The organism is Stutzerimonas azotifigens (assembly GCF_013522725.1).
Taxonomy (GTDB): Bacteria; Pseudomonadota; Gammaproteobacteria; order Pseudomonadales; family Pseudomonadaceae; genus Stutzerimonas; species Stutzerimonas azotifigens_A.
Map to the genome: position 1 here is coordinate 514,426 of NZ_JAAMRF010000002.1, position 25,410 is coordinate 539,835.

The following is a 25,410-nucleotide window of genomic DNA, read 5'->3' on the forward strand; positions in this document are numbered from 1 at the left end:
TAACCGAGGGTGGGTGTTTGGAGAGGCTGACATGAAGCGCTGGATTTTTTTTCTGCTGCTGGTGCCGATGCTTGTCGCCTGTGACAACGCCGATGAGCCGATGTCCCGGGAGGCCGTATCCGAGGCGGCATCGCAGCCGCCGGCCTTGGAACCGGTTGAGTCAGAGCCAGAGGCTCAACCGGCGCCGACAGCGCCCGCCGATCCGGCAGGCGAAACGGCTCCAACCTCGATGCCCCCAGCGATCGAGATCGAATCGCCATCCTTACCCGACCCCCAGGCCGACACGCCACCGGCTGTGGCGATTCGCTTGCCGGATCCGGATAAACCGACCCCGCCGGTTGCCACCGCCAAGTCAGCGAAGCAGGCGGTGAAGGACGTTGAGCTCGCCGCGTCGCGGTTGGACCTCAGCTTGCCTGACGATTGGGTGGACGAGTTCGTCTTCGCCGAGGAAGAAGTCGCCGATGGTAACCGCGTCCTGCCGCCGCTGTTCACCGAGCCTCGCCCACAGCTTCAGATGAGCGGGCGGCTGCTGTCTGGCAGCACCTATGAGGACAACGACAAATTTGACGGCGCCGAGATTCAGTTCGAGCTCAAGCGCTGAGTCTGGGTCATGTCTGTCGAGTCCGTCGGGGGCGGCACCAGACTCGTGAACGGCCCCGTCTGTTCCTTTTGTACGAGGCGGGCACCCTGGACGGATAGCAGGTGCGAATCGTATTGACGGCTGGGTGCGAGCGGCGCGACGCCGATTGCTCGGATGCGCCGTCCATCTATTTCTGCAACCAGGGATGCGCCGGAGGGGTCAGCGGTATTTGGCGTCTTCGGCATCAGCCTGGGCATTGCGTTTGGCAATGCGCTCTTTCTGTTCTTCGGTCAGCGGAATCTTGCGCGCCGTCTTGAGCAGCATCATCAGGCTGGCCACGATCGAGCCGAGCACAATCGCGATCAGCAACCATACGTACCAGGGCATGAAATTCTCCTTTCGCTGGGCAGCCTTCAACAGGCCGGGTCCGCTAACGATAACGGCTGCGCGGTGGCGCAGCATCTACTCTTGTTGGACAGGCGCGGTTCGGTTTCGTCGCGCAGGTTGATTTCTGCGACAATGCGCGCCGAAATTTTAGCCGAGGAGCCGCCATGTCCTGCCAGACCCCCATCATCGTCGCGCTCGACTTTCCGACCCGCGATGCCGCGCTGGCACTGGCTGGCCGGCTGGACCCGTCGTCGTGCCGCGTCAAGGTTGGCAAGGAGCTTTTTACCCGTTGCGGCCCGTCAATCGTAGAAGACCTCCAGGCCAAGGATTTCGAGGTGTTTCTGGATCTGAAATTCCACGACATCCCCAATACCACGGCGATGGCCGTCAAGGCGGCGGCGGAGTTGGGCGTGTGGATGGTCAACGTGCATTGTTCCGGCGGTCTGCGGATGATGCAGGCCTGCCGCGAGGTGCTGGAGCAGCTCGCGGGTGCTCGCCCGCTGTTGATCGGTGTGACCGTCCTGACCAGCATGGAGCAGGCCGACCTTGCCGACCTGGGTCTCGACATCGACCCCCGCCAGCAGGTGCTGCGTCTGGCCGCGCTGGCCGAGCGTGCCGGGCTCGACGGCCTGGTGTGTTCGGCCCAGGAAGCCTCCGCCCTGAAGGACCAGTCGCCGGGTCTGCAGCTGGTGACTCCGGGCATTCGTCCGGCCGGCAGCGCAGCCGACGATCAGCGCCGCATCCTCACACCCGGCCAGGCCATGGCGGCAGGCTCCGACTTCCTGGTGATCGGCCGTCCGATCAGCCAGGCCGCCGACCCTGCGGGTGCGCTGGCGCAGGTGCTGACTGAGCTGGGCTGACGTCGCGGTCGAATGGTGCTCGCCTGCTCAGACCTTGAGTATGAGCTTGCCGAAGTTGCCGCCGGTGAAGAGCTTCATCAGGGTTTCGGGAAAGGTTTCCAGTCCTTCGACGATGTCTTCTTTGCTCTTGAGTTCGCCGCTGGCGAGCCAGCCGGCCATGTCGCGCATCGCCTCGGGGTAGCGCGACATGAAGTCGGTGACCACCATGCCCTCCATCCGGGCGCGGTTGACTAACAGCGAGAGGTAATTGGACGGACCCTTGACCGCTTCCTTGTTGTTGTACTGGCTGATGGCGCCGCAGAGCACCACCCGTGCCTTGACGTTGATGCGAGTAAGCACGGCGTCGAGGATGTCTCCGCCGACGTTGTCGAAATACACGTCCACCCCCTTGGGGCACTCGCGTTTGAGGGCTGCGTGGAGGTCCTCGTTCTTGTAGTCGATGGCGCCGTCGAAGCCGAGCTTCTCGATGAGGAAGCGGCACTTGTCTGCGCCACCGGCAATGCCTACGACGCGACAGCCTTTGATCCTGGCGATCTGCCCGGCCACGCTGCCCACTGCGCCGGCGGCGCCGGACAGCACCACGGTCTCACCAGCCTGGGGTTGGCCGACGGCGAGCAACGCAAAGTAGGCGGTCATGCCGGTCATGCCCAGCGCTGACAAATAGCGCGGCAGCGGTGCCTGAGCAGGGTCTACCTTGTAGAAGCCCTTGGGTTCACCCAGGTAATAGTCCTGAATGCCCAGCGCTCCGTTGACGTAATCCCCTTCGGCAAAGCCCGAGTGGTTGGAGGCGATGACCTTGCCGACGCCGAGCGCACGCATCACCTCGCCCAGACCGACCGGGGCGATATAGGACTTGGCATCGTTCATCCAGCCACGCATCGCCGGGTCCAGCGACAGGTATTCGACCTTCACCAGAATCTGGTTTGGCCCGGGCTCGCCGAGCGGCGTCTCGGCAAAGCTGAAAGTCTCGCGAGTGGGTGCGCCAACCGGGCGCTGGGCGAGCAGGAACTGGCGATTGGTCTGTGTCATGGCAGCCTCGATCTGTCGAAAGCTCAGATGTAGTCCCGCTGGTACACGTGGGCAAGGACGTTCGGCACGTTGGAATGCAGCGGCATCCAGGTGGGTGATAGTCCTGTCGGCGCACTTAAGGCCGCAGCATGAAAACCGGTATAACCGTGACCAGAACAAGAACTGTAGTCACAACGGCTGCGGAACCCATCTGGCAGAGGATGTTTCGATGAGCATGACGTTTTCCGGAAAGGTCGCCCTGGTGACCGGTGGCGCGGCGGGTATCGGGCGGGCGACTGCCCAGGCGTTCGCCCAGCAGGGGCTGCAGGTAGTGGTCGCCGATCTCGATGTCAACGGCGGCGAAGCCTGCGTCGAAGCCATCCGCGGCGCGGGCGGCCAGGCAACGTTCGTGCGTTGCGATGTCACCCGCGAGGCAGACGTCAAGACGATGATCGAGCAGACCCTGGCGAGCTACGGCCGGCTCGATTACGCGTTCAATAACGCGGGCATCGAGATCGAGAAGGGCCGCCTGGCCGAGGGTAGCGAGGCGGAGTTCGACGCGATCATGGGCGTCAACGTCAAGGGTGTCTGGCTATGCATGAAGCACCAGCTGCCAGTCATGCTGGCGCAGGGCGGAGGTGCGATCGTCAACACCGCCTCGGTGGCGGGGCTGGGCGCGGCTCCGAAGATGAGCATCTATGCCGCATCCAAGCATGCGGTGATCGGGCTGACCAAGTCGGCCGCGATCGAATACGCCAAGAAGCGGATTCGCGTAAACGCGGTGTGCCCGGCGGTGATCGACACCGATATGTTCCGCCGCGCCTATGAGGCCGACCCGCGCAAGGCCGAGTTCGCCGCCGCGATGCACCCGGTCGGGCGCATCGGCAAGGTCGAGGAAGTCGCTGGGGCCGTACTTTACCTCTGCAGCGACGGCGCCGCGTTCACCACCGGTCAGGCGCTGGCGGTCGACGGCGGCGCCACTGCCATCTGATTCAGGCGCGGTGGCGGGCGTTGAGGATCAAAAGCGTCAGGATCCCGGCGATCAGCCCCCACAACGCCGATCCGACTCCCAGCAGCGTTAGCCCCGATGCCGTCACCATGAAGGTGATCAGCGCGGCTTCGCGCTCGTTCGGCTGTTGCATGGCCTGGGTCAGGCCGCTGGCGATGGAGCCGAGCAGGGCCAGGGCGGCAATCGACAGCACCAGTGCCGCAGGGAAGGCCGCGAACAGTGCCGCCAGGGTCGCCCCGAACAGCGCCGCCACGCCATAGAACAGACCACACCAGACTGCCGCGGTGTAGCGCTTGGCGGGATCGGGATGCGCCTGCGAGCCTGCGCAGATCGCCATGGTGATGGCCGCCAGGTGAATGCCATGGGAGCCGAACGGCGCCAGCAGAACCGATGCGATACCCGTAGTGGAAATCAGCGGCGAGGCCGGCACCTGGTAACCCTCGGCACGCAACACCGCAAGGCCGGGCGTGTTCTGCGAGGCCATCGCCACGACGAACAGCGGAATGCCGATGCTGATCATCGCCGCGAAGGAAAATGCCGGCGTTGTCCAGACCGGAACGGCGAGTTCCAGGCTCAGCCGCTCGAAATCGAGCAGCCCGAGCAGCGCGGCCAGCACGCAGCCCACCAGAAGGGCGCAGAGCACCGCATAACGCGGCGCCAGCCGCTTGGCCAGCAGGTAGCCGAAGAACATCGATAGCACCAGCAAGGGCTGGAATTCGATGGCGCTGAACATCTCGATGCCGATGCGGAACAGGATACCGGCCAGCAGCGCGGCAGCCAGCGAGCCGGGCAGATGGCGCATCAGCCGCTCGAAGCTGCCGGTCAGCCCGCACAGAGCGATCAGCGCCGAGGCCATGATGAATGCACCGATGGCCTCGCCATAGGGAACCCCCGGCAGACTGGTGATCAGCAACGCTGCGCCGGGTGTCGACCAGGCGACCACCACCGGTGTGCGATAGCGCAGCGAAAGGCCGATGCTGCAGATCGCCATGCCGATCGACAGCGCCCAGATCCAGGACGCGATCTGTCCCTCGCTGAGGCCTGCCGCCTGGCCTGCCTGGAACATCAATACGATGGAGCTGGTATAGCCGGTGAGCATCGCCACGAAGCCGGCGACGATGCTCGAAGGGGAACTGTCTGCGAGCAGGCGCAACGGATGGGAGGTTGCCTGGGTCATTGTTATAGGGTCTCGGTCCTTGTGCAGGTGCGCATAGACTAGCCGGAGCGGCCAGGCTACGTCGCCGTACAGCCGGCCACGCGATGGCAATAACAGTGGAGGGGGCGATGCAGCCAGAGGATCCATACCGCGTGCCCGAAGCCGAGCTGTTGGACAGCGCGCCGGCGGAACGGCTCGCGGGTTGGACGGCCGGACAGTTGCGGCTGTTGGCCATGTTCTGTTTGCTGCTCGTGCTCGGCACCTTGCTGCTCATCGCTCTGGTGCTGGGCGAATCCTTCAGCGGCGTGGCGCTGCCGCTCTGGTATGAAACCTGGTTCGGCCTGGTGCTCGATCTGCTGGGTTGCTATCTGCTGATCAGCTTCAAGCGTTTTGCCGAGGCGCGCTTCGCTGCTCGAGGCCTCGGTTGGCCGGTATGGTTGCTGGTGGGCGTCAATCTTTTGCTCGAGCCGGCCGAATATTGGGCCTCGACTTACGTGGCCGCAGGGCTTTGGCCTATGCGGCTTTACCTGGGCCTGTTGCTGGCTGTCGGGCTTCTGCTGGTCTGGCTAGGCGGGCGCCTGCTGCTTATGCGCAGCGACTGGCACTGCTTTCGCATGATGGGCTGGCTGTATCTGATCGGTGGCGCAGCCTTCGCTTCCCAGGTGTTGATGCCATTGGCAGCGTTACTGCTGATCAGCGCGCAGCTGGCGATGATGCGGGTTTTCCTGCGCGGCTGTTCGGAAGTTCTGACGCTACGCCCTCGCTCTCCTTGAGCACCTGCGCCGGCGCTACGTTTTTCCGAACGGAATCAGTTGGATAGCGGATTTCGAAAAACTGGCACCCTTGTTGCTATATCCCTCTTGCTTGCTGCGTACGCGTCAAAATTTTCGCGGCTGTTGGAGGAAAGATGAGCCAGGGTGTCGAATTCAATCGCTTGATGCTGGAAATGCGCTCCATGCAAATGGACGCAATGGCCCGTGCCAAATCGGCTGCCGCCCCGCAGGAAGTCGCGGGTGCACCGAGCTTTTCCGACATGCTCGGCCAGGCCGTCAACAAGGTCCACGAGACACAACAGATTTCCAGCCAGATTTCTTCGGCTTTCGAAATGGGGCAGGGCGGCGTCGACCTGACCGAGGTAATGATCGCCTCGCAGAAAGCCAGCGTTTCCTTCCAGGCCATGACCCAAGTGCGCAACAAGCTGGTCCAGGCTTATCAAGACATCATGCAGATGCCGGTTTGAGGCAGGGTTGAATCATGGCTGAAGCGTTGTCCACCTCCGTTCCTGTCCCTGCCGCATCGGGCGAGCCGAAAAAGCCGCTGTTCGGCCTGTCGGTTCTGGAAAACCTCTCCGAAATGTCGATGCTGCGCCAGATCGGCCTGCTGGTCGGTCTCGCCTCGAGTGTGGCGATCGGCTTCGCCGTGGTGCTCTGGTCGCAGCAGCCCGACTACCGTCCGCTGCTCGGCAGCCTGGCGGGCATGGACACCAATCAGGTGCTGCAGGCCTTGGGCGAAGCGAACATTTCCTACACCGTCGAACCCAATTCCGGCGCGCTGCTGGTCAAGGCGAGCGACCTCGGCCGTGCGCGGCTGAAGCTCGCCGGGGCGGGCCTGGCGCCGGCCGATACCAATATCGGCTTCGAGATCCTCGACAAGGAACAGGGTCTGGGTACCAGCCAGTTCATGGAAGCAACCAATTACCGGCGCGGCCTGGAAGGCGAACTGGCGCGGACGATCTCCAGCCTGAACAATGTCAGGGCTGCCCGTGTTCACCTGGCCATTCCGAAGAGTTCGGTATTCGTGCGCGACGAGCGCAAGCCGAGCGCCTCGGTATTGGTCGAACTCTATCAAGGGCGTGGCCTGGAGCCGAGCCAGGTGATGGCGATCGTCAACCTGGTCGCCACCAGCGTGCCGCAGCTGGGCAAGTCGGAAATCACCGTGGTCGACCAGAAGGGCAACCTGCTCTCCGACCAGCAGGAGCTGTCCGAGTTGACCATGGCTGGCAAGCAGTTCGACTACAGCCGACGCATGGAAACCCTGTTCACCCAGCGCGTGCACAACATCCTGCAACCGGTGCTTGGCAGCGGTCGCTACAAGGCCGAGGTGTCGGCCGACGTGGACTTCAGCGCTGTGGAGTCGACCTCCGAGACCTTTAACCCGGATCAGCCGGCGCTGCGCAGCGAGCAGAGCGTCAATGAACAGCGCCAGAGCAGCCTGCCGCCGCAAGGCGTACCCGGCGCGTTGAGCAATCAGCCGCCCGGCGCCGCGACCGCTCCCGAGCAGGCCGGTGCAGGGCAGGCCGCTGCCGGCGCGATCGCTCCCGGCCAGCCACTGCTCGACGCCAACGGCCAGCAGATCATGGATCCGGCCACCGGCCAGCCGATGCTGGCGCCGTTCCCGGCCGACAAGCGCGAGCAGGCTACCCGTAACTACGAGCTGGACCGTTCGATCAGCTATACCAAGCAGCAGCAGGGCCGCCTGCGCCGGTTGTCGGTGGCGGTGGTGGTGGACGATCAGGTGCGCGTGGGCCCGAACGGTGAAGTCGTCCGTACGCCCTGGAGCGCCGATGATCTGGCGCGCTTCACCCGCCTGGTGCAGGACTCGGTCGGTTTCGATGCCAGCCGTGGCGACAGCGTCAGCGTAATCAACACGCCGTTCATGGCCGACAACGTCGAGCAGTTCGTGGACATTCCGTTCTATTCGCAGCCGTGGTTCTGGGACGTGGTCAAGCAGGTGCTCGGCGTACTGTTCATCCTGGTGCTGGTGTTCGGCGTGTTGCGCCCTGTGCTCAACAACCTGACCAATGCCGGCAAGAACAAGGACCTGGCCAGCGCGGGCGGCGATCTGGAATTGGGAGACATGGCCGGTGGCCTGGACGGCGACCTTGCCAGTGATCGGGTAAGCCTCAGCGGTCCGCAAAGCATCCTGCTGCCGAGTCCGACCGAGGGGTATGATGCCCAGCTGAACGCAATCAAAGGCTTGGTAGCCGAAGATCCGGGTCGTGTGGCCCAGGTGGTAAGAGAGTGGATCAACAGCGATGAGTGATAATCGAGTCCCTGCCAAGCTGAACAAAGTCGACAAGGCCGCCATTCTGCTGCTTTCGCTCGGCGAAACCGACGCCGCCCAGGTGTTGCGTCACCTGGGGCCCAAAGAGGTCCAGCGCGTTGGCACCGCCATGGCGCAGATGCGCAACATCCAGCGCGAGCAGGTCGAGAAGGTGATGAGCGAGTTCGTCGAGATCGTCGGCGACCAGACCAGCCTCGGCATCGGTTCCGACGGCTATATCCGCAAGATGCTCACCCAGGCGCTGGGCGAGGACAAGGCGGGCGGCCTGATCGATCGCATCCTGCTGGGCGGCAACACCAGCGGCCTGGACAGCCTCAAGTGGATGGAGCCGCGCGCCGTTGCCGATGTGATCCGCTACGAACACCCGCAGATTCAGGCCATCGTGGTGGCCTATCTGGACCCGGACCAGGCCGGCGAGGTGCTGTCGCACTTCGACCATAAGGTGCGTCTGGATATCGTCTTGCGTGTGTCTTCGCTCAACACCGTGCAGCCGGCTGCGCTCAAGGAACTCAACCTGATCCTGGAGAAGCAGTTCTCCGGCAGCTCCAATACCACCCGCGCCAGCCTGGGCGGCGTGAAGCGGGCGGCCGACATCATGAACTACCTCGACAGCTCCGTCGAAGGCGCGCTGATGGACGCCATCCGCGAGGTGGACGAGGACCTCTCCAGCCAGATCGAAGACCTGATGTTCGTCTTCGACAACCTCGCCGACGTCGACGACCGGGGCATCCAGGCGCTGCTGCGCGAAGTCTCCTCCGAAGTGCTGGTGCTGGCGCTCAAGGGTTCGGACGAAGCGATCAAGGAAAAGGTCTTCAAGAACATGTCCAAGCGCGCCGCCGAACTGCTGCGCGACGACCTGGACGCCAAGGGACCGGTACGTGTCAGCGACGTGGAGACGGCGCAGAAGGAAATCCTTACCATTGCCCGCCGCATGGCCGAAGCCGGAGAAATCGTTCTCGGTGGCAAAGGCGGCGAAGAAATGATCTAAGCAGGTACCCCATGGCGAAGGAAAACCCCAGCGACCTGATCCGAGCGAAAGACGCCAGCGTCTTCGATCGCTGGGCCTTGCCGAGCTTCGATCCGGACAAGGCCGATCTGGTCGAGCTGGAGCCCGAGCAGGCGCCGGTCGAGGAAGTCCCACAGATCGAGGACGTTCCGGTCGAAGACGTCAAACCTCTGACGCTCGACGAGCTGGAGGCGATCCGTCAGGAGGCCTACAACGAAGGCTTCGCCACGGGCGAGAAGGATGGTTTCCATGCAGGCCAACTCAAGGCACGGCAGGAGGCCGAGCCGGTGCTGGCAGCCAAGGTCGCCAGCCTCGAACAGATAATGGGCCAGTTGCTCGAGCCGATCGCCGATCAGGACCGAAACCTCGAGCACGCGATCGTCACCCTGGTCAGCCATCTGTCGCGGGAAGTCATCCAGCGCGACCTGCTGATCGATTCGAGCCAGATCCGCCAGGTACTTCGCGAGGCGTTGAAGCTGCTGCCTATGGGCGCCGAAAACGTACGCATCCACATCAACCCTCAGGACTTCGAACAGGTCAAGGCGCTGCGTGAGCGCCATGAGGAAAGCTGGCGGATTCTCGAGGACGAAGGCCTGCTGCCCGGCGGTTGCCGCGTCGAGACCGAGCATAGTCGCATCGATGCGAGCGTCGAGACGCGTTTGTCCCAGGCGATCAAGCAGCTGTTCGAGCAGCAGCGCGAAAATGCGACCAACCCGCCGCCGGCCGATCTGACCATTGATACGGACAGCGCCGATGAAGGTTGATCGGGTCAGCTTCGGGCGGCGTTTCGACACCTACGTCGAGGCGATCAAACTTCCGGGCCAGCCGGTTCTGGAAGGCCGGCTGCTGCGCATGGTCGGGCTGACCCTGGAGGCTGAAGGCCTGCGCGCGGCCATTGGCAGCCGCTGCCTAGTCATCAACGACGACGACTACAGCCCGTCCCAGGTCGAGGCTGAGGTCATGGGCTTTTCCAGCGGCAAGCTGTTCCTGATGCCGGTCGGCAGCCTCGCGGGCATCGCGCCCGGCGCACGGGTCGTGCCGCTGCCCAATACCGGCCGCCTGCCGATGGGCACCTCGATGCTGGGTCGCGTGCTAGACGGCGCCGGCCGTGCTCTGGACGGCAAGGGCGGAATGAAGGCCGAGGACTGGGTACCGATGGACGGTCCGGTGATCAACCCGCTCAAGCGCCATCCGATCAGCGAGCCGCTGGATGTGGGCATTCGCAGCATCAACGGTCTGCTCACGGTTGGCCGTGGCCAGCGCCTCGGGCTGTTCGCTGGCACCGGCGTGGGCAAGAGCGTGCTGCTCGGCATGATGACCCGCTTCACCGAGGCCGACGTCATCGTCGTCGGCCTGATCGGCGAGCGGGGCCGCGAGGTCAAGGAATTCATCGAGAACATTCTTGGCGAGGAAAGCATCAAGCGCTCGGTAGTGGTCGCCTCACCCGCTGACGAGGCGCCGCTGATGCGCCTGCGCGCCGCCATGTATTGCACGCGCATCGCCGAATACTTCCGCGACAAAGGCAAGAACGTTCTGTTGTTGATGGATTCGCTGACGCGCTTCGCCCAGGCCCAGCGCGAGATCGCACTGGCCATCGGCGAACCTCCGGCGACCAAGGGCTATCCGCCGTCGGTGTTCGCCAAGCTGCCGAGCCTGGTCGAGCGTGCCGGCAACGCCGAGGAGGGCGGCGGATCGATTACCGCCTTCTACACCGTGCTATCGGAAGGTGACGACCAGCAGGACCCGATCGCCGATGCCGCCCGCGGTGTGCTCGACGGCCATATCGTGCTGTCACGTCGGCTCGCCGAGGAAGGGCATTACCCGGCGATCGACATCGAGGCCTCCATCAGTCGGGTCATGCCGCAGGTGGTCAGTGCCGACCACGTGCGCGCCTCGCAGCGTTTCAAGCAGCTCTGGTCGCGTTACCAGCAGAGCCGCGATCTGATCAGCGTTGGCGCCTATGTGGCCGGCGGTGATCCGGAAACCGACCTGGCGATTGCACGGCAGGCCGACATGGTTGCCTATCTGCGACAGGGTCTCAATGAAAGCGAAGGCCTGAGCCAGAGCGCCGCAAGCCTCGCTGCGGTATTTGCCGGCCGCCAGGGTAGCTGAGCGTGACGGCCAGCCGCGCCGCCCGCCTGGGGCCGGTCATCGAAATGGCCGAGCGTGCCGAGCGCGACGCCGCGCGAATGCTCGGTCAGGGCCAGGCGCAACTGACCCAGGCACAGAGCAAACTTGGCGATCTGGAACAGTACTTCGGGGACTACCAGCAGCAGTGGATCAGCGAAGGCAGTCGCGGTGTTTCCGGCCAGTGGCTGATGAACTATCAGCGCTTTCTTTCCCAGCTCGAGTCGGCCATCGCCCAGCAGCGGCGTAGCGTGGGTTGGCACAGTGACAACCTCGACAAGCTGCGCGCCCAATGGCAGCAACGCCACGCGCGGCTGGAAGGTTTGCGCAAACTGGTCGAGCGTTATCTGCAGGAAGCGCGGGTGGCCGCCGACAAGCGTGAACAGCGTCTGCTCGATGAGTTCTCGCAGCGACTCGCCGGTCGGGTCAAGAACGATTGAGTTGCCGCTCCGGAGGTTGAGTGCTAAATCTTCAGGGGCGTGGCGTATTTGTCGTCGCTGCGCAGTTCGTTAAGGATCAGGGAGCGCTACATGACCATCACTTCGCAGCCTTCGGCAGATGGACAGGAACTGACCATCAATATCCAGGGCCGCTTCGATTTCAGTACCCATCAAGCTTTCCGTGATGCCTACCAGCGCGTCAGCGAGACGCCCAAGCGCTACGTGATCGACCTCAAAGAAACCACCTATCTGGACAGCTCTGCCCTGGGCATGCTGCTCCTGCTACGCGACCATGCGGGCGGCGAGGGCGCCGTGATCCGCCTGGTCAATTGCAGCCCGGAAGTTCGCAAGATCCTGTCGATCTCCAATTTCGAACAGCTGTTCGCGATCGACTGATGGCCCGCGGCCTGACGATACTCATCGCTGAGGACAATCCGGCCGATCGGATGCTTCTCTCGGCGATCGTCAGTCGCCAGGGGCACCGCGTTCTCACCGCGGGGAACGGCCTGGAGGCCGTGGCGATGTTCGAGCAGGAGCGGCCGCAGCTGGTCCTGCTCGATGCCCTGATGCCGGTGATGGACGGTTTCGATGCTGCTCGCCGCATCAAGACGCTGGCCGGCGACGAGCTGGTACCGATCATCTTTCTCACCTCGCTCACCGAGAACGAGGCGCTGGTCAAATGCCTGGATGCCGGTGGCGACGACTTCGTCGCCAAGCCCTATAACCCGATTATCCTCGAAGCGAAGATCCACGCCATGGGCCGCCTGCGGCAGCTGCAGGCGACAGTGCTGGAGCAGCGCGACCTGATCGCCCGGCAAAACCGACAGTTGCTCGACGAGCAACGCCAGGCCAAGGCGATCTTCGACAAGGTGGCGCATGCCGGCTGCCTTGCGGCGCCGAACATTCGCTACCTGCAGTCGCCGCTGGCACTGTTCAACGGCGACCTGCTGCTCGCCGCGCAGGCGCCCACCGGCAGCATGTTCGTCCTGCTCGGCGATTTCACCGGACATGGGCTACCTGCCGCGATTGGCGCCATGCCCCTGGCCGAGACCTTTTACGGCATGACCGCCAAGGGCTATTCGAGCCAGGACATCGTTCGCGAGCTGAACACCAAGCTCAAGCGCATCCTGCCGGTTGGAGTGTTCTGTTGCGCCACGCTGCTGGACATCAACCTGGCACAGCGAATCCTGCAGGTGTGGGCTGGTGGGCTTCCCGACGGCTATCTGATCAGGTCGGCCGAGGGGGGCCATGTGGCGCTGCGTTCGCGACATCTGCCGTTGGGGGTTCTCGACGCGCAGGTGTTCGACGATCGCTTCGAAAGCTATTCGCTGACGCTCGGCGATCGCCTGCTGCTGGTGTCCGATGGCGTGGTGGAAAGTCGCAACCCCCAGGGCGAGCTGTTCGGCGAGGAACGCTTGCTCGCATTGATAGCCAGCCGCGACCCGTCCAGCCTGTTCGACGAGACCCGTGCCGCGTTGATGGCTTTCCATGGCGAACTCCAGGATGACCTCAGCATGGTCGAGGTTCATCTGGTCGAAGGGGTCGAGAACGGCATCTTGCCCGCAGCGCCGGCGCCGAGCGGGACGCTGCAGCCGAGCCCGCTGGACTGGTCGGCGAGTTTCGAGTTGCGCGCCGAATCCCTGCGCGACTACAACCCGCTGCCGTTGCTGTTGCAGCTGCTGCTGCAGGTGCAACCGCTCAGGCCGCAGGCCGGCACCATCTCTACGGTACTGGCGGAGCTCTACTCCAATGCGCTGGAACATGGAGTGCTCGGTCTGGACTCTTTCCTCAAGAGCGACGCCCAGGGTTTTGCCCGTTATTACGAGCTCAGGCAGCAGCGCTTGCAGGCTCTCGAAGCGGGGCACGTGAGGTTTCACTTCCAGCTGCAGCCAACGCCGGATGGCGGCCGCCTGTGCATCACCGTGGAGGACAGCGGGGGCGGCTTCGATGCCGCCCGGGTATGTGCGCTTCGCTACGATACCAAGGGGCTTGCGGGTCGAGGGTTGCGCCTGGTGGAAGAATTGTCCGACCGATGCGAGTGGGGGGCCGACGGTAGGAGCGTACACGTGGAGTTCAGCTGGTCGCTCGGCGCATAATCACCATTTTCCCGGAGCGGGCCCGTGTCCCTACCACATCTCGACAGTGCCGTACTGGCCACGCTGCAGGACGTGATGGAAGGCGAGTACCCGGTACTGCTGGATACTTTCCTCAACGACTCGGACGAGCGCTTGCGCTCGTTGCACCTTGCCTACGAGGCGAACGATGCCGACGCTCTGCGGCGGGCCGCCCACAGCTTCAAGGGCAGCTGCAGCAACCTGGGCGCGCCGGCCCTGAGCGACTTGCTGCGCAGGCTCGAGGAGCAGGCGAGCGAAGGGCGGCTGAGCGATGCCGCAGGGCTCATTGAACAGGTGGAGCGAGAGTTCGCCATCATCCGTATCCTGTTTCGCGCCGAGCGGCAGCGTCATAGTCCTGACTGATGCCAAGTCTCTGACGGTTTTCGCTGGCCCGGAATTTGCTCTGGTAGCGGTACGACCCATCAAAGCGGAAATAACGATGTCCGTTTCCCCTGATCTGCTACTGAAGCTCACGCCACCTGACCTGCGCGCCAAGGCGCTGTCCCAGGGGCAGAGCGCGCCCGTCAATAATGCAGGCGCCAGCACGGCCCCTAATACGGGCAAGGCCGCCAGCCGAAGCGATGCAGCCAGCTTTGCCCAGGTCTTCGCGCAAGAACGCCAGGCCAAGCCGGCGCAGCCGTCCAAGCCCGCCGAGCGCAGCGAAAGCACCGCAGCCAAGCCGCAGCGGGACAAGCCGGCTGACGCCAAGCCCAAGGCCGATTCGCGAGATGGCGCGGCCGCCGCACCGGCAGAGGCGCCTGGCGCAGCACCAGCCAACGTTGCCGCTAGCGGCAACGATTTGCCTTCGACAGAGACCGAGCAAGCGCCTCCGCAGGAAAGCGACCTCGATCCGCTGCTGATGCTTGGCCTTTCCGGTCAGTTCCAGCCTGCGCTCGATCCACAGGCCACTCAGCAGGCGTCGCAGTTCGGCCTCGGTGGTCTGCTGTCGCAGGCGTTCGACGGTGCGCCGGAAGGCGAAGCTGGCGACTCGACGCTGTCGCTGGCCGGCTTGAGCACCGAACCTGCCGTTGACGAACTTGCCCTACAAAAGACGCTGTCGGCAGCCGTCGAAGGCGAGGCCGAGCCTGACGTCTTGCAGTCCTTCGCTAGCGCGCTGCTGGGCGCTTCACAGAACGCCGAAACCGAATCCTCGGTCGAGCTGGATGCGGACCTCGAAGAGCTGTTGGGCGGGGCGGTGAGCCTCAAGGACAGCCGCGCTCTAGCCAGCGAATCCCAAGACAATCGCGTCAATGCGCTGACTCAGCCGGCCGCCGCTCAGGTCCAACCCCACCGACCGACGCTGGCACCAGGACAGCCGGTGCAGATGCAGCAGGAGGGCTGGAGCGAGGCAGTGGTCGATCGGGTGATGTGGCTGTCCAGCCAGAATCTCAAATCGGCGGAGATCAAGCTCGACCCCGCCGAGCTCGGCCGCATGGAAGTGCGGATCGAAATGAACAAGGATCAGACCCAGGTGACCTTCCTCAGTCCGCACGCCGGCGTGCGCGATGCACTCGAAGGGCAGCTGTCACGCTTGCGCGACATGTTCGCCCAGCAGGGCATGAACCTTGTGGACGTGAATGTCTCGGACCAGTCGCGCGGCTGGCAAGGCCAGGGCGAGGGCGGCGGGCGCAACGCAGGTCGTACCGGCAGCGGCTCGCAGGAAGATGAAACCGTATTGGGCGTCAGTGAAATCAGCAGCTCCCGAACCTCCGGCGATCGCGGCCTGGTGGATTACTACGCCTGATTGCAGCTGGCGACTCGCCGTACTTCGCGACTGGCTTGGTAATACGGTGGGCTTCGCCATTTACGGCATCGCTGGCGTGCCCGATACTTCGACCTATCAAGTTCCTGTCCAGCATTTGACGCTCGGCATGGCGCGCTTAACGACGGATTTTTGTCATGGCTAAGAAACAGGCACCTGCCGCTGCGGCAGGGCCGGACGCTTCCCCCGGCGGCAAGAGCAAACTCAAACTCATCATCATCATGGTTCTGGCGCTGTTACTGGCAGTGGGAGCCTCGGTCGGCGCGACTTGGTTTCTGATGAAAAAGGATGGTGCAGACACCCCCGAGCGTGACGAGGTGGCCTCCACGGCACCGGCCGTCAGGCCGGAGGCGGTGTACGAGGTACTGGCGCCTGCTTTTGTTGTCAATTTCAATCACAAGGGCCGCCAACGCTACATTCAGGTGAGCATCGCGCTGATGTCGCGTGACCAGGTTGCGCTCGACGCGCTCAAGGAACAAATGCCGCTGTTGCGCAATCGCTTGGTGATGCTCCTGTCCAGCCAGGACTTCGCGGCGCTGATGACGCCGGTCGGCAAGGAGATGTTGCGCCAGCAAGTGACCGCGGGCGTGCAGGAGCTGGCCCAGAAAGAAACCGGCAAGCTTGCCGTCGAGCAAGTGCTGTTCACCAACTTCGTACTGCAATAGAAGGGCTTGCCCCAGATGGCCGTTCAAGACCTGCTCTCACAAGACGAAATCGACGCGCTCCTGCACGGGGTCGATGACGGTCTGGTCGAGACCGAAAACGATGCCGAGCCGGGGAGCATCAAGAGCTACGACCTGACCAGCCAGGATCGCATCGTCCGTGGACGCATGCCGACGCTGGAAATGATCAACGAACGTTTCGCCCGTTACACCCGCATCAGCATGTTCAACCTGTTGCGGCGCTCGGCCGATGTATCGGTCGGCGGTGTGCAGGTGATGAAGTTCGGCGAGTACGTGCATTCGCTCTACGTGCCGACCAGCCTGAATCTGGTGAAGATGAAGCCGATGCGCGGCACGGCGTTGTTCATCCTCGACGCCAAACTGGTGTTCAAGCTGGTGGACAACTTTTTCGGTGGAGACGGCCGCCATGCCAAGATCGAAGGTCGTGAGTTCACCCCCACGGAGCTACGCGTCGTGCGCATGGTGCTGGACCAGGCCTTCGTCGATCTGAAAGAAGCCTGGCATGCGGTAATGGACGTCAACTTCGAATACATCAACTCCGAAGTGAACCCGGCGCTCGCCAATATCGTCAGCCCCAGCGAAGTGGTGGTGGTCTCCACCTTCCATATTGAGCTGGACGGCGGCGGCGGCGATCTGCATATCACCATTCCCTATTCGATGATCGAGCCGATCCGCGAAATGCTCGACGCCGGCTTCCAGTCCGATGTCGACGATCAGGACGAGCGCTGGATCAAGGCGCTGCGCGAGGACATCCTCGACGTCAGCGTGCCGCTCGGGGCCACGGTCGTGCGCCGCCAGCTCAAGCTTCGCGACATCCTGAACATGCAGCCGGGCGACATCATTCCGGTTGAAGTACCTGAAGACATGATCATGCGTGCCAATGGGATGCCGGCTTTCCGGGTCAAGCTCGGCGCGCACAAGGGCAACCTGGCCCTGCAGGTGCTGGCGCCAGTGGAACGGCCACGCTAAAGCAACTTTTTCATCTTTAATTTCGCGCCAGTCGAGGATTTGCAATGGCAGACGAGAACGAACAGTCCCCTGAAGAGCAGGCGCTTGCCGACGAATGGGCGGCCGCGCTGGCCGAGGCCGGCGATGCCAGTCAGGACGACATCGATGCGCTGATGAACGGGGGCGCTGCCGCGGCTACTGCTGCTGCTCCGGCAGCACCGCGCGCGCCGATGGAAGAGTTTGGCGGAATGCCAAAGCCCAGCGGACAGGTGAGCCTGGATGGACCGAACCTGGATGTGATTCTGGATATCCCGGTGTCGATCTCGATGGAAGTCGGCAGTACCGAAATCAGCATCCGCAACCTGCTGCAGCTCAACCAGGGTTCGGTGGTGGAGCTGGACCGTCTGGCGGGCGAGCCGCTCGACGTTCTGGTCAACGGAACCCTGATCGCCCATGGCGAAGTGGTGGTGGTCAACGAGAAGTTCGGCATCCGCCTGACCGACGTGATCAGCCCCAGCGAACGCATCAAGAAGCTGCGCTGATATGCGAATCCTCCGACTTTTCGCCTCGCTGGCGTCCCTCGCCGCGTTGCCCGCTTTCGCCGCTGAACCCGCGGCTACCATGAGCAGCGCGAGCATGGGTTCGCAAGTGACCAAGCTGCTGCTCGGGTTGCTGCTGGTCATCGGTCTGATCTTCCTGCTGGCCTGGCTGTTGCGCCGCGTCCAGCAGCTCAACCCGCGTGGCGCTCAGGTCATCAAGCTGATCTCCACCCAGGCCCTGGGACCACGGGATCGCCTGGTGCTGGTACAGGTTGGTGGCGAGCAGGTGTTGCTGGGCATCAGCGCCGGGCGGATCACGCCGCTGCACGTACTCAAGGAACCGGTGCATCTGCCCGATGCGGAGCCGGCCAATCCGGAATTCGCTCAGCGCCTGATGGAGTTGCTGGGCAGGGACAACAAGGACAAGCTTTGATGCCGCGTATTCTGCTGGCGATTTTCCTGGCGCTGGTCGCGCCCTTCGCGCTCGGCCAGGACGCCGGCGGGCTGCTTTCCCAGGGCGACAGCCCATTGTCGATCCCTGCGATCACCCTGAGCACCAACGCGGAGGGGCAGCAGGAGTATTCGGTCAGCCTGCAGATCCTGCTGATCATGACGGCGCTGAGCTTCATTCCGGCGTTCGTCATGCTGATGACCAGCTTCACCCGGATCATCATCGTGTTTTCCATCCTGCGTCAGGCGCTGGGGCTGCAACAGACGCCGTCGAACCAGATCCTGGTCGGCCTGACTATCTTCCTGACGCTGTTCATCATGGCGCCGGTGTTCGACCAGATTAACCGCGACGCCCTGCAGCCCTACCTGAACGAGCAGTTGCCGGCCCAGGAGGCCATCGCGCGTGCCGAGGGGCCGATGAAGAACTTCATGCTGGCGCAGACCCGCGAGAGCGATCTGGAACTGTTCGTGCGCCTGTCGCGGCGTACCGACATCCAGAGTCCCGACGCCACGCCGCTGACGATCCTGGTTCCGGCTTTCGTGACTTCCGAACTCAAGACCGCGTTCCAGATCGGCTTCATGATCTTCATTCCATTCCTGATCATCGACATGGTGGTTGCGAGCGTGCTGATGGCCATGGGCATGATGATGCTGTCCCCACTGATCATCTCGTTGCCGTTCAAGATCATGCTGTTCGTGCTGGTCGATGGCTGGGGGCTGATCATCGGTACCCTGGCCGGCAGTTTCGGAACCCTTTAGGAGGCTCGACCATGACACCCGAAGTCGCAGTCGACCTTTTCCGCGAAGCCCTCTGGATGACCGCCATGATGGTCGGCATCCTGGTGGTGCCGAGCCTGCTGATCGGCCTGGTGGTCGCGATGTTCCAGGCCGCGACCCAGATCAACGAGCAGACCTTGAGCTTTCTGCCGAGACTGCTGGTCATGCTGTTGACCCTGATCTGGGCGGGGCCTTGGCTGGTCCGTGTGTTCATGGAATACACCGAGACGCTGGTCCGCAACATTCCCATGCTGATCGGCTGACATGCTCGAGCTGAGCAATGCGCAGATCGGCGGTTGGGTGGCGCAGTTCCTGTTGCCGCTGTTTCGTATCGCCGCCTTGCTGATGACCATGCCGATCATCGGTACCCAGCTCGTGCCGGGGAGGGTGCGGCTGTACCTGGCGTTGGCGATTACCGTGGTGCTGGTACCGGCTCTGCCGCCGATGCCGGTGGTCGACGCGCTGACCCCGCGGGCGCTGTTGCTGATTGCCGAGCAGATCCTCATCGGGGCGATGCTGGGGTTCGCGCTGCAATTGTTCTTCCAGGTGTTCATCGTCGCCGGTCAATTGCTGGCGATGCAGATGGGCCTTGGCTTCGCCTCGATGGTCGACCCCGCCAACGGCGTCTCGGTGGCGGTGATCGGGCAGTTCTTCAACATGCTGGTCGTGCTGCTGTTCCTGGCGATGAACGGCCACCTGGTGGTGCTCGAAATCATCACTGAGAGTTTCGTCACCCTGCCGGTGGGCGGCGGGCTGAGCAGCAATCATTTCTGGGAGCTGGCCGGCAAGCTGGGCTGGGTGCTCGGCGCCGGCCTGTTGTTGGTGTTGCCGGCAATCACCGCGCTGCTGGTGGTCAATCTGGCGTTCGGCCTGATGACCCGCGCCGCGCCACAACTGAATATCTTCAGCATCGGCTTTCCGTTGACGCTGGTGCTGGGGCTGTTCATCGTCTGGGCCGGCATGGTCGATTTTCTTGCGCAATACCAGCAGTTCGCTACCGAAGCGCTACAACTGCTGCGCGAGCTGGTCGGCGCGCGATGAGCAGCCCATCAACAGAGGCGATTTCGCATGGCTGAAAGCGAAAGCGGTGCCGATAAAAGCGAGGAACCCACGGAGAAACGGCTCCGTGAATCCCGTGAAAAAGGCCAGATCGCGCGCTCGCGCGATCTCACCACCGTCGCTGTCACGCTTGCCGGCGTAGGCGGGTTGCTCGCTTCTGGCGGCAGCCTCGGCCAGGCCATGATGGGAATGATGCGCGGCAATTTCGCCTTGAGCCGGGAAACCCTGCTCGAAGAGGGCGCCATGGCGATGATGCTGATGAGCAGCGGCATGATCGCGCTCAAGGCGATCATGCCGTTATTGATGGTGCTGCTCGTGGCTTCGATCGTCGGCCCGATCGCCCTGGGTGGCTGGCTGTTCTCGGCCAAGGCGATGGCGCCGAAATTCAGCCGGATGAACCCCGGCGCGGGGCTCAAGCGGATGTTCTCGACCAAGGCGCTGGTCGAGTTGCTCAAAGCGCTGGGGAAGTTCCTGGTGGTGCTGCTGGTGGCGCTGGTGGTGCTCTCTGCCTACCAGGACGACCTGTTGTCCATCGCCAAGCAGCCGCTGGATCTGGCGGTCATGCACAGCGCGGAGATTGTCGGCTGGTGTTCCCTGTGGATGGCGTGTGGCCTGATCCTGATCGCGGCGGTGGATGTGCCGTTTCAGCTCTGGGACAACAAGCAGAAGCTGATGATGACCAAGCAGGAGGTGCGCGACGAATACAAGGACACCGAGGGCAAGCCCGAGGTCAAGGCGCGTATTCGCCGCATGCAGCGTGAAATGGCCGACCGGCGGATGATGCAGGCGATCCCCGAGGCCGACGTGATCATCACCAACCCGACCCACTTCGCGGTAGCGCTCAAATACGACGCCGAACGCGGCAACGCGCCGATGCTGCTGGCCAAGGGCGGTGACTTCCTGGCCCTGAAGATCCGGGAGATCGGCCAGGAGCACAAGATCACGGTCTTGGAATCACCGGCACTCGCCCGTGCGGTGTATTACTCAACTGAAATCGATCAGGAAATTCCCGCAGGGCTGTACCTGGCGGTTGCGCAGGTACTGGCCTATGTCTACCAGTTGCGCCAGTACCGCTCGGGCAAGGGCCGGAGGCCCGACCCGCTGCCGGACCTACCGATTCCGCCGGACTTGCGCCGCGACGAATAGCGGCCAGCGCTGCAAGCGGAGGCTGGAAGACTTGCACAGTGGCTCGACAACCACATCCTGCCCAGCTTCCAGCTTCCAGCTTCCAGCTTCCAGCCTTATTCAATCACCCCGCAGGCGACGCGGGCTCCGCCACCACCAAGCGGCTCGGGATGGTCGGAGTGGTTGTCGCCGCCCTTGTGGACCATCAGCGCGAGGCCCTTGAGATCGCCCAGGCTCTTGAGTCGCGGTGCCTGCACGGGTTGGCTAGCAGTACCGTCGCTCTCGACCGTCAGGCCCGGCAAATCGCCCATGTGGCCGTCGCCCCAGGGCTCGCCGTGCTTGCCGGTGTTCTGGGGATCCCAATGGCCGCCCGCAGCTCCGGCCGGTACCGTTTTGCCATCTTGTTCTGCGGTGCCGCAATTGCCCTTGGCATGAACGTGAAAGCCATGAATACCGGGCTCAAGCCCTTTTAGTTCGGGGCGGAACACCAGGCCGTATTCGTTGCTTTCGATCTTTACCGTGCCGACCGATTGGCCGACGCCTTCCTGGTTGACCATGTTCATCGGGACCGAGAGCGTTTCGGCGTGCAGGCCCGCGGCCGTGCAACTGGCCAGCGCGGCGATTATCCATTGCTTCATGTCTCGTCTCCTGTGCGAAGGGGGAAGGGTGGCGTGGCCACCGTTGAGTTCTGACTGCGACATGGCAGTCAGGTTCGCCCTTGGGCTCCACGCCCCGGCCCCGCAGGGTGGGCGCGAGTTTCGCGCCAGCCCAAAAAAGTTGGACCCCTTCTTGCTATAGCTCATGCGAGACGCAGATAGCGTCAAAAGATTGTTATGCCGGTGGGGGCTCCGTGGATCGCACGCAACTAGTCAATATGCGCAACAACCTGGCGGGACTCAGCCGCGGCAACCTCGGGGTGCCACTGCTGTTGCTGGTCATGATGGGCATGATGATGCTGTCGGTGCCGCCGTTCCTGTTGGATCTGCTGTTCACCTTCAACATCGCTCTGTCGATCGTGGTGTTGCTGGTTAGCGTCTATGCGCTGCGCCCGCTGGATTTCGCGGTGTTTCCAACGATCCTGCTGGTCGCGACCCTGATGCGTCTGGCGCTGAACGTGGCGTCGACCCGCGTGGTGCTTATCAACGGTCACGAGGGCGGTTCTGCGGCCGGTCACGTGATCGAAGCCTTCGGCAACGTGGTGATTGGTGGCAACTACGTCGTCGGTATCGTCGTTTTCGCGATCCTGATGATCATCAACTTTGTCGTGGTCACCAAGGGTGCCGGCCGTATCTCGGAAGTGAGCGCACGTTTCACCCTCGATGCGATGCCCGGCAAGCAGATGGCAATCGACGCCGACCTCAACGCCGGCCTTATCGATCAGGCCGAGGCCAAGAAGCGGCGTGTCGAGGTGTCGTCCGAGGCAGACTTCTACGGCTCGATGGACGGTGCCAGCAAATTCGTGCGCGGCGATGCCATTGCCGGCTTGCTGATTCTCTTCATCAACCTCATCGGTGGTGTCGCCATCGGTATGGCACAGCACGCGATGAGCTTCTCCGAAGCCGGCAAGGTCTACGCATTGCTGACCATCGGTGACGGCCTCGTGGCTCAGATCCCGTCGTTGCTGCTGTCCACAGCCGCGGCGATCATGGTTACCCGTGTCACCAGCTCCGAAGACATGGGGCAGCAGGTCCAGCGCCAGATGTTCGCCTCGCCCAAGGCGCTGGCGGTCTCGGCGGCCATCCTGATCGCCATGGGTCTCGTCCCAGGCATGCCGCACATGTCCTTCCTTAGCCTGGGTGGCGTCGCCGCTGGTGGAGCCTATTGGATCTGGCACCGCCAGAATCAGGTCAAGGTACAGGCCGAACAGGAAGTCCAGAAGCAGCAGGAACTGCTGCCAGCCCAGCGCGCGTCCGAAACCAAGGAGCTGGGCTGGGATGACGTGACGCCGGTCGACATGGTCGGACTGGAAGTGGGCTACCGGCTGATTCCGCTGGTCGATCGCAACCAGGGTGGTCAGCTGCTGGCGCGAATCAAGGGCGTGCGCAAGAAGCTCTCCCAGGAACTCGGTTTCCTGATGCCGTCGGTTCACATCCGCGACAACCTGGATCTGATGCCCAACGCCTATCGCCTGACATTGATGGGGGTGAGCCTGGCCGAGGCGGAGGTGTATCCGGACCGGGAGCTGGCAATCAACCCGGGCCAGGTGTTCGGCACGCTCAACGGCATCGCCGCCAAGGATCCGGCGTTCGGCCTGGAGGCGGTCTGGATCGAAGCCAGCCAGCGCGATCAGGCGCAGTCGCTGGGCTACACGGTGGTGGATGCCAGTACCGTGGTCGCGACCCATCTGAACCAGGTATTGCACAAACATTCCCACGAGCTGCTGGGGCACGAGGAAGTGCAGCAGTTGATGCAGCTGCTGGCCAAGAGTTCGCCCAAGCTCGCCGAAGAGCTGGTGCCGGGAATGATTTCGCTGTCGACGCTGCTCAAGGTGCTGCAGGCGCTGCTGCAGGAGCAGGTGCCGGTTCGTGATATTCGCACCATCGCCGAGGCGATCGCGAACGTTGCGCCGCGGAGTCAAGATCCCGCCGCGATGGTTGCTGCGGTCCGTGTCGCGCTATCCCGTGCAATCGTGCAAAGCGTTGTGGGACTAGAGCCCGAGCTGCCTGTGATCACGCTCGAGCCAAGGTTGGAACAGATATTGCTCAACAGCCTGCAGAAGGCCGGACAGGGCTCCGACGACGGAATTTTGCTGGAACCCGGAATGGCCGAGAAGTTGCAACGTTCCCTGATAGACGCCGCACAGCGTCAAGAAATGTTCGGCAAGCCAGCGATCCTGCTGGTAGCCGGTCCGATCCGCGCGATGCTCTCGCGGTTCGCCCGGCTCTCGGTTCCGAACATGCATGTGCTGGCGTACCAGGAAATACCGGACAACAAGCAGGTCACCATCGTTTCGACGGTGGGTCAGAATTAATCGAGGGTGTAGGCCATGCAGGTCAAACGTTTCTTCGCAGCCGATATGCGTCAAGCCATGAAAATGGTGCGTGACGAGCTGGGCGCCGATGCCGCGATCCTCGGCAACCGCAAGGTTGCCGGCGGGGTCGAGCTGACCGCTGCGCTGGACTACCCCGTGCAGGCGCCGGCACCGCGCCAGCCGAACCCGGCACTTGAGGCAGAACTGCGCAAGACGCAGTCGCGTATCGCGGCCGCACACGCCGAGCTGAGCAGTCGTGCCCAGGCCGATGCCGTGAGCAATCGCCAACTGCAAAGCGAGCAGAAGCCTGCCGCTCCGGCCATGCCCGCGCCCGCTGCTGCCCCGGTTGCCGCCGTCGATCCGCGCGCCTTCGATGCGATGCGTTCCGAGCTGCACGGTCTGCGCGAGCTGATCGAAGTCCAGCTCGGCTCGATCGCCTGGGGGCAAATGCAAAGCCGCAAGCCGCAGCAGGCCAACCTCTGGCGCCGCCTGCAGCGCATGGGCCTGCCGGCCGAGCTTTCGCGCGCGCTGCTGGAAAAGGTGGCCGGCATCGACGAGCCACGCAAGGCCTGGCGCATGGTCCTGGCCTACCTGGCCCAGGCGATCAAGACCACCAAGGAAGAGCCGCTGGAGGAGGGCGGGGTGATCGCTCTGGTCGGCCCGGCAGGCGCCGGCAAGACCACGACGCTGGCCAAACTGGCCGCCCGTTATGTTCTCAAGTACGGCGCGCGCAACATTGCGCTGGTGAGCATGGACAGCTACCGCATCGGTGCCCAGGAGCAGCTCAAGACCCTCGGACGGATTCTTGACGTGTCGGTGACCCCGGTGGATGCCGGCCAGTCGCTGACCCAGGCGCTCGCGCCGCTGGCGCGCAAGCGTGTGATCCTGATCGATACCGCCGGTTTGCCGGCGAGCGATCCGGCCCTGCGCATGCAGCTCGAAGCCCTGGCCAGCCGTGGCATCAAATCCAAGAACTATCTGGTGCTGGCGGCAACCAGCCAGAGTCAGGTCCTCAAGGCTGCATGGCACAGCTACAAGCGTTGCGGCCTGGCCGGCTGTATCCTGACTAAACTGGATGAAGCCAGCAGCCTTGGCGAAGTGCTGGGGCTGGCCATAAGCCAGCGTCTGCCGGTAGCCTATCTCGCTGACGGCCCGCGGATACCGGATGACCTGCATCTGCCGCGCAGCCACCAGTTGGTCAGCCGGGCGGTAAGCCTGCAAAGTGCCGAAGATCCCAGCGAGGAGACGATGGCTGATATGTTCGCAGGGCTGTACAACGACTCTTCGCGTCGGGTCGGGTGAACGTTGCCCGCACCGTCCAGACAAAAACAGAGGTGTCCCGCCGG

At 63.4% G+C, this 25,410-nt stretch carries 28 protein-coding genes; 24 read left to right on the top strand and 4 right to left on the bottom strand.

Annotated features, from left to right (window positions below; translation table 11 throughout):
• Window positions 1-31 precede the first annotated feature (31 nt).
• Entirely contained in the window at window positions 32-601 is a 570-nt protein-coding gene (locus G7026_RS05400; protein ID WP_181069725.1) for a hypothetical protein, read from the top strand.
• 198 nt (window positions 602-799) lie between these two features.
• On the opposite strand, the gene G7026_RS05405 is transcribed toward G7026_RS05400, so the two are convergent.
• Window positions 800-967, bottom strand: a complete 168-nt coding sequence (locus tag G7026_RS05405) for a DUF2897 family protein (protein ID WP_181069726.1) — start codon at window positions 965-967, stop codon at window positions 800-802.
• A 164-nt stretch (window positions 968-1,131) separates the two neighbouring features.
• Here G7026_RS05405 and pyrF point away from each other — a divergent pair, with 164 nt between their 5' ends.
• A complete protein-coding gene (pyrF, locus tag G7026_RS05410; protein ID WP_181069727.1) occupies window positions 1,132-1,827 on the top strand; it encodes an orotidine-5'-phosphate decarboxylase in 696 nt (231 codons plus the stop codon).
• A 27-nt stretch (window positions 1,828-1,854) separates the two neighbouring features.
• Here the strand turns inward: pyrF and G7026_RS05415 are convergent, their stop codons facing one another.
• Window positions 1,855-2,856, bottom strand: a complete 1,002-nt coding sequence (locus tag G7026_RS05415) for an NADP-dependent oxidoreductase (protein WP_181069728.1) — start codon at window positions 2,854-2,856, stop codon at window positions 1,855-1,857.
• Window positions 2,857-3,064: 208 nt separating this feature from the next.
• On the opposite strand from G7026_RS05415, the gene G7026_RS05420 reads away from it, so the two are divergent.
• Window positions 3,065-3,826, top strand: a complete 762-nt coding sequence (locus G7026_RS05420) for an SDR family oxidoreductase (protein WP_181069729.1) — start codon at window positions 3,065-3,067, stop codon at window positions 3,824-3,826.
• A 1-nt stretch (window position 3,827) separates the two neighbouring features.
• Here G7026_RS05420 and G7026_RS05425 read toward each other — a convergent pair whose 3' ends face one another.
• The gene (locus tag G7026_RS05425; RefSeq protein ID WP_181069730.1) at window positions 3,828-5,021 is read right to left on the bottom strand and encodes a benzoate/H(+) symporter BenE family transporter; all 1,194 of its coding nucleotides are present in this window, start codon (window positions 5,019-5,021) and stop codon (window positions 3,828-3,830) included.
• Window positions 5,022-5,128: 107 nt separating this feature from the next.
• Here G7026_RS05425 and G7026_RS05430 point away from each other — a divergent pair, with 107 nt between their 5' ends.
• From G7026_RS05430 to flhB, 19 genes are all read left to right on the top strand, one after another.
• Window positions 5,129-5,773, top strand: coding sequence for a hypothetical protein (locus tag G7026_RS05430; RefSeq protein WP_258190169.1), 645 nt, complete (start codon window positions 5,129-5,131; stop codon window positions 5,771-5,773).
• A 134-nt stretch (window positions 5,774-5,907) separates the two neighbouring features.
• Window positions 5,908-6,240, top strand: a complete 333-nt coding sequence (fliE, locus tag G7026_RS05435) for a flagellar hook-basal body complex protein FliE (RefSeq protein WP_181069731.1) — start codon at window positions 5,908-5,910, stop codon at window positions 6,238-6,240.
• A gap of 14 nt (window positions 6,241-6,254) precedes the next feature.
• A complete protein-coding gene (fliF, locus tag G7026_RS05440; protein ID WP_181069732.1) occupies window positions 6,255-8,042 on the top strand; it encodes a flagellar basal-body MS-ring/collar protein FliF in 1,788 nt (595 codons plus the stop codon).
• Window positions 8,035-9,051, top strand: a complete 1,017-nt coding sequence (gene fliG / locus G7026_RS05445; protein WP_181069733.1) for a flagellar motor switch protein FliG — start codon at window positions 8,035-8,037, stop codon at window positions 9,049-9,051. Before fliF ends, fliG begins: the two co-directional genes overlap by 8 nt.
• 11 nt (window positions 9,052-9,062) lie before the next feature.
• The gene (gene fliH, locus G7026_RS05450; protein ID WP_181069734.1) at window positions 9,063-9,833 is read left to right on the top strand and encodes a flagellar assembly protein FliH; all 771 of its coding nucleotides are present in this window, start codon (window positions 9,063-9,065) and stop codon (window positions 9,831-9,833) included.
• A complete protein-coding gene (gene fliI / locus G7026_RS05455; RefSeq protein ID WP_181069735.1) occupies window positions 9,823-11,181 on the top strand; it encodes a flagellar protein export ATPase FliI in 1,359 nt (452 codons plus the stop codon). Before fliH ends, fliI begins: the two co-directional genes overlap by 11 nt.
• A gap of 2 nt (window positions 11,182-11,183) precedes the next feature.
• The gene (gene fliJ / locus G7026_RS05460) at window positions 11,184-11,636 is read left to right on the top strand and encodes a flagellar export protein FliJ (protein ID WP_181069736.1); all 453 of its coding nucleotides are present in this window, start codon (window positions 11,184-11,186) and stop codon (window positions 11,634-11,636) included.
• Window positions 11,637-11,726: 90 nt separating this feature from the next.
• A complete protein-coding gene (locus G7026_RS05465) occupies window positions 11,727-12,032 on the top strand; it encodes an STAS domain-containing protein (RefSeq protein ID WP_181069737.1) in 306 nt (101 codons plus the stop codon).
• Window positions 12,032-13,732: an ATP-binding SpoIIE family protein phosphatase gene (locus G7026_RS05470; RefSeq protein WP_181069738.1), complete on the top strand. Its 1,701-nt coding sequence runs from the start codon at window positions 12,032-12,034 to the stop codon at window positions 13,730-13,732. Before G7026_RS05465 ends, G7026_RS05470 begins: the two co-directional genes overlap by 1 nt.
• 24 nt (window positions 13,733-13,756) lie before the next feature.
• Window positions 13,757-14,113 carry an Hpt domain-containing protein gene (locus G7026_RS05475; protein WP_181069739.1) on the top strand — a complete coding sequence of 119 codons (357 nt, stop codon included), beginning with the start codon at window positions 13,757-13,759 and terminating at the stop codon, window positions 14,111-14,113.
• 76 nt (window positions 14,114-14,189) lie between these two features.
• Window positions 14,190-15,494, top strand: a complete 1,305-nt coding sequence (locus tag G7026_RS05480) for a flagellar hook-length control protein FliK (protein ID WP_181069740.1) — start codon at window positions 14,190-14,192, stop codon at window positions 15,492-15,494.
• Between the two features lie 155 nt (window positions 15,495-15,649).
• The gene (gene fliL / locus G7026_RS05485; protein ID WP_181069741.1) at window positions 15,650-16,177 is read left to right on the top strand and encodes a flagellar basal body-associated protein FliL; all 528 of its coding nucleotides are present in this window, start codon (window positions 15,650-15,652) and stop codon (window positions 16,175-16,177) included.
• Between the two features lie 15 nt (window positions 16,178-16,192).
• Window positions 16,193-17,164, top strand: a complete 972-nt coding sequence (fliM, locus tag G7026_RS05490; protein WP_181069742.1) for a flagellar motor switch protein FliM — start codon at window positions 16,193-16,195, stop codon at window positions 17,162-17,164.
• Window positions 17,165-17,208: 44 nt separating this feature from the next.
• Window positions 17,209-17,685 carry a flagellar motor switch protein FliN gene (gene fliN, locus G7026_RS05495; protein WP_181069743.1) on the top strand — a complete coding sequence of 159 codons (477 nt, stop codon included), beginning with the start codon at window positions 17,209-17,211 and terminating at the stop codon, window positions 17,683-17,685.
• A gap of 1 nt (window position 17,686) precedes the next feature.
• On the top strand, window positions 17,687-18,115 hold the full coding sequence (fliO, locus tag G7026_RS05500) for a flagellar biosynthetic protein FliO (RefSeq protein WP_181069744.1): 429 nt from the start codon (window positions 17,687-17,689) through the stop codon (window positions 18,113-18,115).
• Entirely contained in the window at window positions 18,115-18,891 is a 777-nt protein-coding gene (fliP, locus tag G7026_RS05505) for a flagellar type III secretion system pore protein FliP (protein ID WP_181069745.1), read from the top strand. Before fliO ends, fliP begins: the two co-directional genes overlap by 1 nt.
• 11 nt (window positions 18,892-18,902) lie before the next feature.
• Complete coding sequence (fliQ, locus tag G7026_RS05510; RefSeq protein ID WP_138410007.1) at window positions 18,903-19,172, top strand: flagellar biosynthesis protein FliQ; 270 nt, start codon at window positions 18,903-18,905, stop codon at window positions 19,170-19,172.
• Window position 19,173: 1 nt separating this feature from the next.
• Window positions 19,174-19,950: a flagellar biosynthetic protein FliR gene (gene fliR, locus G7026_RS05515; protein WP_181069746.1), complete on the top strand. Its 777-nt coding sequence runs from the start codon at window positions 19,174-19,176 to the stop codon at window positions 19,948-19,950.
• Between the two features lie 27 nt (window positions 19,951-19,977).
• Window positions 19,978-21,114 carry a flagellar biosynthesis protein FlhB gene (gene flhB, locus G7026_RS05520; RefSeq protein ID WP_181069747.1) on the top strand — a complete coding sequence of 379 codons (1,137 nt, stop codon included), beginning with the start codon at window positions 19,978-19,980 and terminating at the stop codon, window positions 21,112-21,114.
• Window positions 21,115-21,209: 95 nt separating this feature from the next.
• Here flhB and sodC read toward each other — a convergent pair whose 3' ends face one another.
• Window positions 21,210-21,731, bottom strand: a complete 522-nt coding sequence (gene sodC / locus G7026_RS05525; protein WP_181069748.1) for a superoxide dismutase family protein — start codon at window positions 21,729-21,731, stop codon at window positions 21,210-21,212.
• A gap of 212 nt (window positions 21,732-21,943) precedes the next feature.
• On the opposite strand from sodC, the gene flhA reads away from it, so the two are divergent.
• Entirely contained in the window at window positions 21,944-24,064 is a 2,121-nt protein-coding gene (gene flhA / locus G7026_RS05530; protein WP_181069749.1) for a flagellar biosynthesis protein FlhA, read from the top strand.
• Between the two features lie 15 nt (window positions 24,065-24,079).
• On the top strand, window positions 24,080-25,366 hold the full coding sequence (gene flhF, locus G7026_RS05535) for a flagellar biosynthesis protein FlhF (RefSeq protein WP_181069750.1): 1,287 nt from the start codon (window positions 24,080-24,082) through the stop codon (window positions 25,364-25,366).
• Window positions 25,367-25,410 lie beyond the last annotated feature (44 nt).

Excerpts from the sequence above, each read along its gene's own strand:
- G7026_RS05400 (WP_181069725.1), top strand. The coding sequence starts at position 32 with ATGAAGCGCTGGATTTTTTTTCTGCTGCTGGTGCCGATGCTTGTCGCC.
- G7026_RS05405 (WP_181069726.1), bottom strand. The coding sequence starts at position 967 with ATGCCCTGGTACGTATGGTTGCTGATCGCGATTGTGCTCGGCTCGATC.
- pyrF (WP_181069727.1), top strand. The coding sequence starts at position 1,132 with ATGTCCTGCCAGACCCCCATCATCGTCGCGCTCGACTTTCCGACCCGC.
- G7026_RS05415 (WP_181069728.1), bottom strand. The coding sequence starts at position 2,856 with ATGACACAGACCAATCGCCAGTTCCTGCTCGCCCAGCGCCCGGTTGGC.
- G7026_RS05420 (WP_181069729.1), top strand. The coding sequence starts at position 3,065 with ATGAGCATGACGTTTTCCGGAAAGGTCGCCCTGGTGACCGGTGGCGCG.
- G7026_RS05425 (WP_181069730.1), bottom strand. The coding sequence starts at position 5,021 with ATGACCCAGGCAACCTCCCATCCGTTGCGCCTGCTCGCAGACAGTTCC.
- G7026_RS05430 (WP_258190169.1), top strand. The coding sequence starts at position 5,129 with ATGCAGCCAGAGGATCCATACCGCGTGCCCGAAGCCGAGCTGTTGGAC.
- fliE (WP_181069731.1), top strand. The coding sequence starts at position 5,908 with ATGAGCCAGGGTGTCGAATTCAATCGCTTGATGCTGGAAATGCGCTCC.
- fliF (WP_181069732.1), top strand. The coding sequence starts at position 6,255 with ATGGCTGAAGCGTTGTCCACCTCCGTTCCTGTCCCTGCCGCATCGGGC.
- fliG (WP_181069733.1), top strand. The coding sequence starts at position 8,035 with ATGAGTGATAATCGAGTCCCTGCCAAGCTGAACAAAGTCGACAAGGCC.
- fliH (WP_181069734.1), top strand. The coding sequence starts at position 9,063 with ATGGCGAAGGAAAACCCCAGCGACCTGATCCGAGCGAAAGACGCCAGC.
- fliI (WP_181069735.1), top strand. The coding sequence starts at position 9,823 with ATGAAGGTTGATCGGGTCAGCTTCGGGCGGCGTTTCGACACCTACGTC.
- G7026_RS05465 (WP_181069737.1), top strand. The coding sequence starts at position 11,727 with ATGACCATCACTTCGCAGCCTTCGGCAGATGGACAGGAACTGACCATC.
- G7026_RS05470 (WP_181069738.1), top strand. The coding sequence starts at position 12,032 with ATGGCCCGCGGCCTGACGATACTCATCGCTGAGGACAATCCGGCCGAT.
- G7026_RS05480 (WP_181069740.1), top strand. The coding sequence starts at position 14,190 with ATGTCCGTTTCCCCTGATCTGCTACTGAAGCTCACGCCACCTGACCTG.
- fliL (WP_181069741.1), top strand. The coding sequence starts at position 15,650 with ATGGCTAAGAAACAGGCACCTGCCGCTGCGGCAGGGCCGGACGCTTCC.
- fliM (WP_181069742.1), top strand. The coding sequence starts at position 16,193 with ATGGCCGTTCAAGACCTGCTCTCACAAGACGAAATCGACGCGCTCCTG.
- fliN (WP_181069743.1), top strand. The coding sequence starts at position 17,209 with ATGGCAGACGAGAACGAACAGTCCCCTGAAGAGCAGGCGCTTGCCGAC.
- fliO (WP_181069744.1), top strand. The coding sequence starts at position 17,687 with ATGCGAATCCTCCGACTTTTCGCCTCGCTGGCGTCCCTCGCCGCGTTG.
- fliP (WP_181069745.1), top strand. The coding sequence starts at position 18,115 with ATGCCGCGTATTCTGCTGGCGATTTTCCTGGCGCTGGTCGCGCCCTTC.
- fliQ (WP_138410007.1), top strand. The coding sequence starts at position 18,903 with ATGACACCCGAAGTCGCAGTCGACCTTTTCCGCGAAGCCCTCTGGATG.
- fliR (WP_181069746.1), top strand. The coding sequence starts at position 19,174 with ATGCTCGAGCTGAGCAATGCGCAGATCGGCGGTTGGGTGGCGCAGTTC.
- flhB (WP_181069747.1), top strand. The coding sequence starts at position 19,978 with ATGGCTGAAAGCGAAAGCGGTGCCGATAAAAGCGAGGAACCCACGGAG.
- sodC (WP_181069748.1), bottom strand. The coding sequence starts at position 21,731 with ATGAAGCAATGGATAATCGCCGCGCTGGCCAGTTGCACGGCCGCGGGC.
- flhF (WP_181069750.1), top strand. The coding sequence starts at position 24,080 with ATGCAGGTCAAACGTTTCTTCGCAGCCGATATGCGTCAAGCCATGAAA.